The organism is Oerskovia douganii, from assembly GCF_015142735.1.
In the GTDB taxonomy this organism is placed as follows: domain Bacteria; phylum Actinomycetota; class Actinomycetes; order Actinomycetales; family Cellulomonadaceae; genus Oerskovia; species Oerskovia douganii.
Genome location: NZ_JACSPN010000007.1, coordinates 126,975 through 138,784 on the forward strand (window position 1 = coordinate 126,975; position 11,810 = coordinate 138,784).

The 11,810-nt window shown below is 69.9% G+C and carries 10 protein-coding genes and 2 tRNA genes; 10 read left to right on the forward strand and 2 right to left on the reverse strand.

Going from position 1 to position 11,810, the window contains the following annotated elements; genetic code table 11:
* Nucleotides 1-88: 88 nt before the first annotated feature.
* The 8 genes from recF to H9623_RS07835 all read left to right on the forward strand — a co-directional run bounded on the left by recF (nucleotide 89) and on the right by H9623_RS07835 (nucleotide 8,592).
* Complete coding sequence (recF, locus tag H9623_RS07805) at nucleotides 89-1,303, forward strand: DNA replication/repair protein RecF (protein ID WP_193719487.1); 1,215 nt, start codon at nucleotides 89-91, stop codon at nucleotides 1,301-1,303.
* Nucleotides 1,296-1,886, forward strand: a complete 591-nt coding sequence (locus H9623_RS07810) for a DUF721 domain-containing protein (protein ID WP_321575340.1) — start codon at nucleotides 1,296-1,298, stop codon at nucleotides 1,884-1,886. Before recF ends, H9623_RS07810 begins: the two co-directional genes overlap by 8 nt.
* Before the next feature lie 318 nt (nucleotides 1,887-2,204).
* Complete coding sequence (gyrB, locus tag H9623_RS07815; RefSeq protein WP_193719527.1) at nucleotides 2,205-4,274, forward strand: DNA topoisomerase (ATP-hydrolyzing) subunit B; 2,070 nt, start codon at nucleotides 2,205-2,207, stop codon at nucleotides 4,272-4,274.
* A 228-nt stretch (nucleotides 4,275-4,502) separates the two neighbouring features.
* Entirely contained in the window at nucleotides 4,503-7,187 is a 2,685-nt protein-coding gene (gene gyrA / locus H9623_RS07820) for a DNA gyrase subunit A (protein WP_193719488.1), read from the forward strand.
* A complete protein-coding gene (locus H9623_RS07825) occupies nucleotides 7,184-8,137 on the forward strand; it encodes a DUF3566 domain-containing protein (protein ID WP_227748330.1) in 954 nt (317 codons plus the stop codon). The genes gyrA and H9623_RS07825 overlap by 4 nt, the downstream gene beginning before the upstream one ends.
* A gap of 128 nt (nucleotides 8,138-8,265) precedes the next feature.
* Nucleotides 8,266-8,339 (forward strand) — tRNA-Ile (locus H9623_RS07830).
* Between the two features lie 30 nt (nucleotides 8,340-8,369).
* Complete coding sequence (locus H9623_RS19405; RefSeq protein WP_227748331.1) at nucleotides 8,370-8,489, forward strand: DLW-39 family protein; 120 nt, start codon at nucleotides 8,370-8,372, stop codon at nucleotides 8,487-8,489.
* Between the two features lie 30 nt (nucleotides 8,490-8,519).
* Nucleotides 8,520-8,592, forward strand: a tRNA-Ala gene (locus H9623_RS07835).
* A 205-nt stretch (nucleotides 8,593-8,797) separates the two neighbouring features.
* On the opposite strand, the gene H9623_RS07840 is transcribed toward H9623_RS07835, so the two are convergent.
* Nucleotides 8,798-9,784 (reverse strand): hypothetical protein, encoded by a 987-nt coding sequence (locus H9623_RS07840; RefSeq protein WP_193719489.1) that lies wholly within the window; start codon nucleotides 9,782-9,784, stop codon nucleotides 8,798-8,800.
* A 151-nt stretch (nucleotides 9,785-9,935) separates the two neighbouring features.
* Here H9623_RS07840 and H9623_RS07845 point away from each other — a divergent pair, with 151 nt between their 5' ends.
* A complete protein-coding gene (locus H9623_RS07845) occupies nucleotides 9,936-10,475 on the forward strand; it encodes a peptidylprolyl isomerase (RefSeq protein WP_193719490.1) in 540 nt (179 codons plus the stop codon).
* Between the two features lie 140 nt (nucleotides 10,476-10,615).
* Nucleotides 10,616-11,356 carry a rhomboid family intramembrane serine protease gene (locus H9623_RS07850; RefSeq protein ID WP_321575341.1) on the forward strand — a complete coding sequence of 247 codons (741 nt, stop codon included), beginning with the start codon at nucleotides 10,616-10,618 and terminating at the stop codon, nucleotides 11,354-11,356.
* A gap of 149 nt (nucleotides 11,357-11,505) precedes the next feature.
* On the opposite strand, the gene H9623_RS07855 is transcribed toward H9623_RS07850, so the two are convergent.
* Nucleotides 11,506-11,760, reverse strand: coding sequence for a cell division protein CrgA (locus tag H9623_RS07855; protein WP_193719491.1), 255 nt, complete (start codon nucleotides 11,758-11,760; stop codon nucleotides 11,506-11,508).
* Nucleotides 11,761-11,810 lie beyond the last annotated feature (50 nt).

Consider the following 11,810-nt stretch of genomic DNA (forward strand, 5'->3'; position numbering starts at 1 on the left):
GCGCCTCGTCCCCCGCCCTGTCCACACCCTGTGGGCGGTCGCACCGCAGAGCGACGACCGACCTCTCGACCCGACGCCGTAGGACCTGATGTACATCTCTCACCTCTCGCTCGTGGACTTCCGCTCGTACCCGTCCGTCGACCTCGAGCTCGAGCCGGGCGTCAACGCCTTCGTGGGCCCCAACGGGCAGGGCAAGACGAACCTCGTCGAGGCGATCGGCTACGTGGCGACCCTGGGGAGCCACCGGGTGCCGTCGGACGCAGCACTCGTCCGGGCGGGCGCCTCGCGGGCCCTGGTCCGGGCACGGATCGTCCGTGGCGACCGCGCGAGCACGGTCGAGATCGAGATCGCCGCGGGCAAGGCGAACCGGGCACGGATCAACCGGGCGCCCGCGGGCAAGCCGCGTGACGTGCTCGGCATCGCCCGGACGGTGCTGTTCGCGCCGGAGGACCTCGCCCTGGTGAAGGGGGACCCGGACGGTCGTCGGCGCTTCCTCGACCAGCTCGCGGTGCTCCTGGTCCCCCGCTTCGCTGGGGTCTTGAGCGACTACGACCGGGTCCTGCGCCAGCGCAGCGCGCTGCTCAAGTCCGCGGGCGGGGCGATGCGTGCCTCGCGCTCGTCGACGCCGGACCTGCGGACGCTCGACGTGTGGGACGCCAAGCTCGCGGCCACGGGCGCGGAGATCGTCGCGCTGCGGCTCGAGCTGGTGGCGGCGCTCCAGCCGTACACGGCCGCGGCGTACGAGCAGGTCAGCTCGGGGCAGGGCGAGGCGCACATCGCCTACCGGTCCTCGGTGGCGGCCGCGCTGGAGGACGGGAGCGACGCCGTCGGGCAGGAGGCCGGGCCACGGACCGTCGAGGCCCTCGAGGCCCAGCTCCTCGAGGCCATGGCCGCGGTGCGGAAGAAGGAGATCGAGCGCGGGGTGTGCCTCGTGGGGCCGCACCGGGACGACCTCGTGCTGACCCTCGGCGGCCTGCCCGCCAAGGGGTACGCGAGCCACGGGGAGTCGTGGTCGTTCGCGCTCGCGCTGCGCCTCGCGTCGTACCGGCTCCTCACGGACGGCGCACCGGAGGCGGCCGGCTCGCTCCTGTGGTCGCCGGACTGGGGGCCCGACGGCGAGCCCGTCCTCCTGCTCGACGACGTGTTCGCGGAGCTCGACGTGCGCCGCCGCAACCGGCTCGCGGACCTGGTCGCGGGCGCCCACCAGGTCATCATCACGGCGGCCGTCCCGGAGGACGTGCCGGAGCAGCTCTCGGGTCTGCGGCTCGACGTGCTCGACGGCACGGTGACCCGTCGTGCGTGACGTCGAGCGGCCGGAGGAGGGCGACGCGGCCCGTGAGGACGGCGAACCGACGCGTCCTGCGGGGCTGCCCGTCGGGGAGGTCGTGGACCTGACGCCCCCGGCGCAGGTCGCGCGCGAGGCGCTCAACCGGGCACGGGCCGCGGCGCGGGCGAAGGGCATCCGTCCGGGGCAGCCCTCGCGGCGGGTCCTGGCGGACCCTCCCCCGTCGAGCGGCGCCCGGCCGGGGGGACGCGACCCGCAGACGTTCGGTGCGGTCGTCCAGCGGCTGCTGCACGAGCGCGGATGGGTCCAGGACGTGTCGGTCGGCGGGGTGATCGGGCGGTGGCGCGAGGTGGTCGGCGACCAGGTCGCGGACCACTGCGAGCCGGAGACGTTCGAGGACAAGGTGCTCGTCGTGCGGGCGGACTCGACCGCGTGGGCCACCCAGGTGCGTCTGCTGACGCCCCGGCTGCTCGAGCGCCTGGCCCAGGAGGTCGGCGAGGGCGTCGTCGAGACCGTCACGGTCCTGGGGCCGACGGGGCCCAGCTTCCGGCGTGGCCCGAAGTCGGTCCGGGGACGTGGACCGCGCGACACGTACGGCTGATCCCGGTGCCCGGTTCGCCCGAGTTTGTCCACAGGCGGACCCGCTGGTTCCGCCTCGGCGGCGGACAGATCCACCACCCTGTGGAGAACCTTGTGGAGAACTTGCCGGGAAGGGCCCCTGATCCGCTGTTTCGGCCACCTCCCGGGTAGAATGGAGAGGTCATTCCGGGTACCTCCGCGAGCACCGAACCGGTGCACCGTGCGAGCCGGAACCGATGAGCCGTGCAGCGATCCTCCCCAGCGGGTGAACCTGTCGCGTGCATGATGACGAGGAGCGCTTCCGCCCGTGGCAGAGCACACAGACAACGTCCCTTCGAGCCTGCCCCCGGAGAGCGGTGGAGGTCCGGGCCTGGACCGGGATCCCTCGGGTGGCACGTACGACGCGAGCAACATCACCGTCCTCGAGGGGCTCGAGGCCGTGCGCAAGCGGCCCGGTATGTACATCGGCTCGACCGGTGAGCGCGGGCTCCACCACCTCGTGTACGAGGTTGTGGACAACTCTGTGGACGAAGCCCTCGCGGGGTACGCCGACACGATCGACGTGACACTTCTGGCCGACGGAGGTGTACGGGTCTCGGACAACGGCCGCGGCATCCCTGTCGCGATGCACCCGACCGAGGGCAAGCCCACGGTCGAGGTCGTCATGACGATCCTCCACGCCGGCGGGAAGTTCGGGGGCGGCGGGTACGCGGTCTCGGGCGGCCTGCACGGCGTGGGCATCTCGGTCGTCAACGCGCTCTCGCGCAAGGTGGAGACCGTCATCCGGCGCGACGGCCACGTGTGGAGCCAGAACTTCAAGGACGGCGGCAAGACCGACGGACCGCTCGTCCAGGGCGAGGCGACCACGGAGACCGGCACGACGCAGACGTTCTGGCCGGACCCGGAGATCTTCGAGACGACCGAGTTCGACTTCGAGACGCTGCGCTCGCGCTTCCAGCAGTACGCGTTCCTCAACAAGGGGCTGCGCATCACGCTCACGGACGAGCGCCGCCAGTTCCTCGACACCGACGACGAGGTCACGGGCCAGGTCGCCGACCCGTCGGAGGACCTCGTGGCCGCACCCGAGGGCGACGAGGAGTTCAAGCCCCGCGTGGTCTCGTACAAGTACGACGACGGTCTCGTGGACTACGTCCGGCACCTCAACTCGGCCAAGAAGGTCGAGCTGATCCACGACCAGATCATCGACTTCGAGTCCGAGGACAAGGAGCGGCGCATCTCCGTGGAGATCGCGCTCCAGTGGACCAGCGCCTACTCCGAGTCCGTGCACACGTTCGCGAACACCATCTCGACGACCGAGGGCGGCACGCACGAGGAGGGCTTCCGTGCGGCCATGACGTCCCTGGTCAACGAGTACGCGCGGGCCAAGTCCATCATCAAGGAGAAGGACGACAACCTCACGGGCGACGACATCCGTGAGGGCCTCACGGCCGTCCTGTCGATCAAGCTCGGCGAGCCCCAGTTCGAGGGGCAGACCAAGACCAAGCTGGGCAACACCGAGGCCAAGTCGTTCGTGCAGCGCGTCGTGCGCTCGCAGCTCACCGACTGGTTCGACTCGCACCCGACCGAGGCCCGCGACATCATCCGCAAGGCGATCCAGGCCTCGCAGGCCCGCCTGGCCGCCCGCAAGGCCCGCGAGGCGACCCGGCGCAAGGGTCTGCTCGAGTCCGGCGGCATGCCGGGCAAGCTCAAGGACTGCCAGTCGAACCGTCCGGAGGAGTGCGAGGTCTTCATCGTCGAGGGCGACTCGGCAGGCGGCTCGGCGGTCCGTGGGCGCAACCCGCACAACCAGGCGATCCTCCCGTTGCGAGGGAAGATCCTCAACGTCGAGCGCGCGCGCCTCGACCGTGCGCTGGGCAACAACGAGGTCCAGGCCCTCATCACGGCGTTCGGTACGGGCATCGGCGAGGACTTCGACATCGCCAAGCTGAGGTACCACAAGATCGTCCTGATGGCGGACGCCGACGTCGACGGGCAGCACATCTGCACGCTGCTGCTGACGCTCCTCTTCCGCTACATGCGCCCGCTCATCGAGCACGGTCACGTGTACCTCGCGCAGCCGCCGCTGTACCGCCTCAAGTGGTCCAACGCGCCGCACGACTACGTGTACTCGGACCGGGAGCGCGACGCGTTCCTGCTCGAGGGGCAGGCCGCGGGCAAGCGCATCCCCAAGGAGAACGGGATCCAGCGCTACAAGGGTCTGGGCGAGATGGACTACTCGGAGCTGTGGGACACGACCATGGACCCCGAGCACCGCACGCTCAACCAGGTCACGCTCGACGACGCCGCTGCCGCGGACGAGATCTTCTCGATCCTCATGGGCGAGGACGTGGAGTCGCGACGCAACTTCATCCAGCGCAACGCCAAGGACGTGAGGTTCCTGGACATCTAGCGTGCGGTCGTGGTCGGTGCCACGGAGCGGTCGGGTCCTCGACCCGGCCGCTCGCGGCGCCCGGCCCGACCCCGGGCCGGGGTCTCGACCCGGGCCCGGACCCGGCACAGCCACCCGCGCCGGCGGACCGTCCGAGAGGGCGGGACCCGCGGCCCGGGCACAGGCTCCGTGCCACGACGACTCAGCTTCACCACTCAGCAGGACCACGACAGGACGAGGTAGACGACGGTGACGGACGAGACTCCCGAGCAGGACGAGAACCAGGGAACCCTCCCCGGGGACGGGACCGAGGCGGCGCTGGGGGCCGACGGCACGGTCGCCGTGCACCACGGCCGGATCGCGCAGGTGGACCTGCAGCTCGAGATGCAGCGCTCGTACCTCGACTACGCGATGAGCGTCATCGTGGGCCGTGCGCTGCCGGACGTGCGTGACGGGCTCAAGCCCGTGCACCGTCGCGTCCTGTACGCGATGCACGACGGCGGCTACCGCCCCGACCGTGCGTTCTCCAAGTGCAGCCGTGTCGTCGGCGACGTCATGGGCAAGTTCCACCCGCACGGCGACACCTCGATCTACGACGCCCTGGTGCGCCTGGTCCAGGACTGGTCCCTGCGCTACCCGCTGGCCGCCGGGCAGGGGAACTTCGGCTCCCCGGGCAACGACCCCGCGGCAGCGCCGCGATACACCGAGTGCCGCATGGCGCCGCTGGCCACCGAGATGGTCCGGGACATCGACAAGGAGACGGTCGACTTCCAGGACAACTACGACGGCCGGACGCAGGAGCCCGTCGTCCTGCCCTCGCGCTTCCCGAACCTGCTGGTCAACGGCTCGGCCGGGATCGCCGTCGGGATGGCCACGAACATCCCGCCGCACAACCTCCGTGAGGTCGCGGACGGCGTGAAGTGGCACCTGGAGCACCCCGAGGCCTCCAAGGAGGAGCTGCTCGAGGTCCTGCTGACCAAGATCAAGGGCCCGGACTTCCCGACGGGCGCCACGATCCTGGGCCACAAGGGCATCGAGGAGGCGTACCGCACGGGCCGAGGTTCGATCACGATGCGCGCGGTCGTCAACGTCGAGGAGATCCAGAACCGGATCTGCCTCGTCATCACCGAGCTGCCCTACCAGGTCAACCCGGACAACCTGGCGCTGCGCATCGCGGACCTGGTCAAGGACGGCAAGGTCCAGGGCATCGCGGACATCCGTGACGAGACCTCGGGTCGTACGGGCCAGCGCCTGGTCGTCGTGCTCAAGCGCGACGCGGTCGCCAAGGTCGTCCTGAACAACCTGTACAAGCACACGTCGCTCCAGGAGAACTTCGGCGCGAACATGCTCGCCCTGGTCGACGGGGTGCCGCGCACGCTGAGCATCGACGCGTTCGTCCGGCACTGGACGACGCACCAGATGGACGTGGTCATGCGCCGCGCCCGGTTCGACCTGCGTGCCAAGGAGGAGCGGGCCCACATCGTCCGTGGCTACCTCAAGGCGCTCGACGCCCTCGACGCGGTCATCGCGCTCATCCGCGGGTCGGCCACGGTCGAGGACGCGCGCGAGGGGCTCATGGCCCTCCTCGAGGTCGACGAGGTCCAGGCACGCGCGATCCTGACGCTCCAGCTGCGGGCACTCGCGGCCATGGAGCGGCAGAAGCTCATCGACGAGTACGCCGAGCTCGAGGCAGCGATCAAGGACCTCAACGACATCCTGGCCCGGCCCGAGCGCCAGCGTCAGATCGTGGGCGAGGAGCTCGAGGAGATCGTCGCGCGGTACGGCGACGAGCGCCGGACCACGATCCTGCCGTACGACGGCGAGGTCTCGATGGAGGACCTCATCGCCGAGGAGGAGGTCGTCGTCACGATCACGCGCGGCGGCTACGCCAAGCGCACGCGCAGCGACAACTACCGCCAGCAGAAGCGTGGCGGCAAGGGCGTGCGGGGTGCGCAGCTGCGCGAGGACGACATCGTCGACCACTTCTTCGTGACGACGACGCACCACTGGCTCCTGTTCTTCACGAACCTCGGCCGGGTGTACCGGGCCAAGGCGTACGAGCTGCCCGAGGGCGGCCGGGACGCCAAGGGGCAGCACGTCGCGAACCTGCTGGCGTTCCAGCCGGGCGAGAAGATCGCGCAGGTCCTGGACATGCGCGACTACGACGCGGCCGAGTACCTGGTGCTCGCGACGCGTCGCGGCCTCGTGAAGAAGACCCGCCTGTCGGAGTACAACTCGCCCCGGTCGGGTGGTCTCATCGCGATCAACCTGCGCGAGGACGAGGAGGGCAACACCGACGAGCTCGTCTCGGCCCGTCTCGTGGACGCGACGGACGACCTGATCCTGGTCTCGCGCAAGGGCCAGTCGATCCGCTTCACGGCCGACGACGAGGCGATGCGTCCGCTGGGGCGCTCGACCTCGGGTGTCACGGGCATGAAGTTCCGCGACGAGGACGACCTGCTGGCCATGGACGTCGTCCGTGACGACGCGTACCTGTTCACGGTCACGGAGGGCGGGATCGCGAAGCGGACCCAGCTCACCGAGGACAACTACCGGGTCCAGGGCCGCGCAGGGTTCGGCATCAAGGTGGCGAACCTGCCCGAGCGCAACGGTGACCTGGTCGGCGCCCTCGTGGTGGACGACGACGACGAGGTCCTCGTGATCATGGAGCGGGGCAAGATCGTCCGTTCGTCGGTCGACGAGGTCAAGCCCACGGGCCGCACGTCGCAGGGCGTCATCTTCGCCAAGCCGGACAAGAACGACAAGATCATCGCCGTTGCCCGTAATGTCGAACGTCGGCTGGGAGAGGATCGGGATACCGTGGACGAGGACGCGTCCGAGCAGGGGCAGTCCGAGGTCGCCTCTCCCGCCAGCACGACCGGGCAGGAGGCTTCGTCGGAAGCGGCCCCCGGAGCCACCGAGGATGGTAGATGAGCAGCGAGAAGAAGTCCCCGCCGACGATCGTGCCGAAGGTGGTGCCGCCACGTCCTGACGAGGTGACGAGCACCGCCACCCGCCCACCGGCGAGCAACGGCACCGCACGGACCGCAGGGGGCGGGACGACCAACGGTGCGCAGCCCGGGGCGAGCGCCCCGGTGCCGCCGCCACCTCCGACGACCGGCGCTGCGCCGTCGGGCGGGACGGTGGCGGGCGGCGAGCCCGTGCCGCCGCCGCCCTCGGCCGGCTCGACCGCACGGTCCGGCGCGCTCAAGGCGGCTGCGGCCGCCATGGCGACCGCCAAGGCTGCTGCCAAGAAGCTGGCGGAGCCCGCCCCGGCGCCCACGCCGACCAAGCAGAGCGAGAAGTCCTCCGACGAGATCGACGACCGGACGGTGCCACGAGTGACGACCAACTCGACCAGCACGGGGAAGCCTTCCGTGGGCGAGACCCGGGAAGTGCCTGCGATGCACTACACCGCGGCAGGGTTCAGCGGATCGGCGAGCCCCGTCACGGGCAGCACGCCGGCGACCGGCGAGGCACAGCCCGGGACCGGTGCGACGCCCGCGGCGCGCCCCGCCGACGGCCCTCGCCGGGTGCGGCTCGCGATCTCGCGCGTCGACCCCTGGTCGGTCATGAAGCTGTCGTTCCTGCTGGCCGTGGCGATCGGGATCATGACGGTCGTCGCGACGGCGGTCCTGTGGACGGTCCTGGACGGCATGGGCGTCTTCACCGAGACCGATGCGCTGATCCGCAGCATCGTCGGCGAGGAGTCGAAGGTCGACGTCCTGCAGCTCGTGGAGTTCAACCGCGTGGTCGCGCTGTCGACCTTGATCGCGATCGTGAACATGGTGCTCATCACAGCGCTGTCCACGATCATGGCGTTCATCTACAACATCGTCGCGGCGATGGTGGGCGGAATCCACCTGACCCTGACGGACGACTAGGATATAACGCACCATACCGGGACGTCGTCCGGAGGCCCTGACAGGGCGTCGGAGCACGTCGGACGATGTCCCGGTTTGGGCGCACCCCGAGAAGTGCGGTAGTCTCAAGCGCTGCCGCAGCACAGCAAGGGCCTATAGCTCAGACGGTTAGAGCGCTTCCCTGATAAGGAAGAGGTCAGAGGTTCAAGTCCTCTTAGGCCCACTGCAGGAAACCCACCCGAGGGGGAACGTCATGAAGAAGTTCTTCGCACTGCTGCTCGTTGCCGGCGCCGGATTCTTGATCTGGCGCAAGGTGTCCGAGGACAACAACGAGCGCGATCTCTGGGCAGAGGTCACCGACACCTTCGAGTGACGGCCTCTGTGAGGTAGTTCCGCACGATCTGGGGCCATGGCGCAATTGGTAGCGCACCTGCTTTGCAAGCAGGGGGTTGGGGGTTCGAGTCCCCCTGGCTCCACAGCACGAACAGGCCGTCGGCCGGGTACAGCACCCGGACGGCGGCCTTTCGCGTGCCCGCAGCAGGACGTCTCGCCGCCAGGCCGTGGCGGTGCACCGGCACCCGCCCGACGAGCTCCGTGGTGCCCCCTCGACGACGAAGGCCCTGACCCGAGGTGATCGGGTCAGGGCCTTCGTGCTGCGGGCGCTGGTGCGCCGTGCGTGGGTCAGACGGTCGGCTTCGTGTCGTCGCCGGCCGCGTCGCCCTCGCTGCCCGACGGCGCAGCGTCCTTGGCGCGGCTCGTCGCCTTGCGCGTGGCCTCCTTGGCCTCGCTCACGGCGTCCTTGGCCTTGCCCGTGATCTTCTCACCGGCGTCCGTGACGGCCTCCTGCACCTTGCCGGTCGTCTCGCGGCCCTTGGCGACAGCGACGCCCGCGGCCTCGCCCACCGCCTCGGCGGCGTTGTTGACGGCCGCACGGGCGTCCTCGAAGGTCGAGGCGGGGACCTGGTCCCAGGGCTCGGCCCAGGGGTCGGTCGTGGGCTGCGCGCGACGCCACAGGACGTAGGCACCGCCTGCGGCCGTGACACCGCCCACTACCCACCACAGCGCCTTGCTCTTCTTCTGCGGGTCGGCCATGTCCGCAGCGGCAGTGAGCCGTGCGGGGGCGGCCTTGGCTGCCTTCTTCGCGGAGGCGGCCGAGGAGTCGATGCCGCGCTTGGCAGCCTTCGCCGCCTTCTTGGCGGTCTTCCTCGCGGCCTTCTTGGAGGCAGTGCCGGCGGCGACCGCGGACGCGGCCGTGGCGGCGGCAGCGGCCTCCACGTTGCGGGACGCGGAGTCCGCGGCGGCAGCCGCAGCAGCGTTGAAGCTCGCGACGATCTTGGGCAGGACCTCGTCCACGAGCTTGTCGTGAGCCGTGTCGATCGCCGGACCGGCCTTCTCGGCGGCCTTCTCGACCCGGGGAGCCGCGGCCTGCAGGCTGTCCTGCCACGCCTTCTCCAGGCGGGGCGTGACCCACTCGACGAAGGCCTCGACCTTGGGCTGTCCCCAGTCCTTGGTCTGCCCTGCGAGGTGGGCCGCCGAGCTCTGTGCCTTGGTGCCCGCCTCGCCGACGAGCGCGGCGAGCTCTGCGGCCTGATCCTTGATCTTCTCGGAGTCGATCGACGAGAGAGTGTCGTTCACGGCTCGGGCGGAACGGCGGGTGCGGTCGGACATGGAGCCTCCTGGTGTTCGCAGTGCTGGTCAGGGTCGCTGGGACTCCACTCTGCCACCGCGCCTGGGGACCCGCGAGGCAAGCGCGCCGGTGGGTTCGGCGCGGGAACGGGCGACTCGCCGACGCCACAGCACGTCATGTGAGAATGAAGCCATGTTCGCAACCCTCCACACCACTGCTGGTGACATCCGTATCGAGCTCCTGCCGAACCACGCGCCCAAGACGGTGGCGAACTTCACCGGACTGGCGAAGGGCACCACGACCTGGACGGACCCGCGCACGGGCGCCGAGAGCAACGCTCCGTTCTACGACGGCCTCATCTTCCACCGCGTGATCCAGGACTTCATGATCCAGGGCGGCTGCCCGCTGGGCACCGGTACGGGTGGTCCTGGCTACACGTTCAACGACGAGATCCACCCCGAGCTGCAGTTCGACCGCCCGTACCTGCTGGCCATGGCCAACGCGGGTTCGCGTCGCAACCCGGTCTCGGGCGAGGTCGAGGGCACCAACGGGTCCCAGTTCTTCATCTCGACGATCCCCACGCCGTGGCTCAACGGCAAGCACACGATCTTCGGCGAGGTCGCGGACGACGAGTCCCGCGCGGTCGTGGACGCGATCAACGCGACCCGCACCCGCCCGGGCGACCGCCCGGTCGAGGACATCGTCATCACCTCGGTCACCATCGAGGACTGACCATCTCCGTCCCCGCCTTCGGGACACCGGGGCCGGCGCAGCCGGCCCCGGTGTGTCCCCGACACCCCGACCGCGTCTCCTACGTCCGCTGCCAGCGCTGCGGCCGTCCGGCCTGCCCCGAGTGCCAGCGTCCGGCCGCGGTGGGCATCCAGTGCGTCGACTGCGTGCGCGAGCAGGCGAGGTCCGCACCGCAGACGAAGACGGCCTTCGGCGGGACCGTCCGGACGGGGCGCCCGGTCGTCACGCTGACGATCATCGCCCTGTGCGTCGTGAGCTGGTTGCTCCAGCGGGTCACGGGGGGCGAGTGGACCCAGCTGCTGGCGTTCGCACCGTTCATCGGCGACGTGCAGCCCTACCGCTTCCTGACTGCGGCGTTCCTGCACTCCTCGAGCGTCTTCCACATCCTGTTCAACATGTACGCGTTGTGGATCACCGGGCCCTTCCTGGAGCAGATGCTCGGGAGGGCGCGCTTCATCGCGCTGTACGTGCTCGCGGCCGTCGGCGGGTCGGTCGGCGTCGTGCTGCTGGCGCAGCCCACGATCGACGGCGGGTGGTTCACACCGGTGGTCGGTGCGTCGGGCGCCGTGTTCGGGCTCTTCGGGGCGATCCTCGTCGTCCTGCGCCGACTGGGCCGCAACGCCGCCCAGATCCTGGTGCTGATCGGGATCAACTTCGCGATCGGCTTCATGATCGACAACATCGCGTGGCAGGCGCACCTGGGCGGGCTCGTCGTGGGACTCGTGCTCGGGGCCGGCTACGCATATGCCCCGAAGGAACGCCGCAGGCTGTGGAGCGTGGGCATCACGGTGCTGGTCGCGGCCGTCTTGCTCGTGCTCACGGTGCTCAAGTACGCGTCGGCCCCGGCCTTCATGCTGTCCTGAGCCGATTACTCGACCTCGAATAGTTATCCACAGAGTTACTCACACCTGTGGAACTACACCCGTGTAGTTATCCACAGGGTGAGTGGATCTGTGGACGGCGGGCCGCCGAGACCGACTGGGCGAGGACACCGGGCCCTCGCCCGGTCGGGCTACTTCCAGCGGGTCGTCAGGACGAACCCGGCGATGATGAACGAGAAGCCGATCGCCAGGTTCCACTGCCGGATCGCCGGGATCGGCAGGCCCAGACCGTTGCTGGTGAGGTAGTAGAGGACGATCCACGCCAGACCCACCAGCATCAGGGTCAGCATCGTCGGTACCAGCCAGCGGGGGTTGCCGGTCTCAGGCTTCTTCACCTGCGGGGGCTTCACCTTGACGGGCTTCTTGCGGGACTTCGACTCGGGCACGAGAGCTGGCTCCTGTCCTCGGTTTGCGCGTTCCTGGCACGGGTGGTGTG

Excerpts from the sequence above, each read along its gene's own strand:
- recF (WP_193719487.1), top strand. The coding sequence starts at position 89 with ATGTACATCTCTCACCTCTCGCTCGTGGACTTCCGCTCGTACCCGTCC.
- H9623_RS07845 (WP_193719490.1), top strand. The coding sequence starts at position 9,936 with ATGTTCGCAACCCTCCACACCACTGCTGGTGACATCCGTATCGAGCTC.
- H9623_RS07825 (WP_227748330.1), top strand. The coding sequence starts at position 7,184 with ATGAGCAGCGAGAAGAAGTCCCCGCCGACGATCGTGCCGAAGGTGGTG.
- H9623_RS19405 (WP_227748331.1), top strand. The coding sequence starts at position 8,370 with ATGAAGAAGTTCTTCGCACTGCTGCTCGTTGCCGGCGCCGGATTCTTG.
- H9623_RS07840 (WP_193719489.1), bottom strand. The coding sequence starts at position 9,784 with ATGTCCGACCGCACCCGCCGTTCCGCCCGAGCCGTGAACGACACTCTC.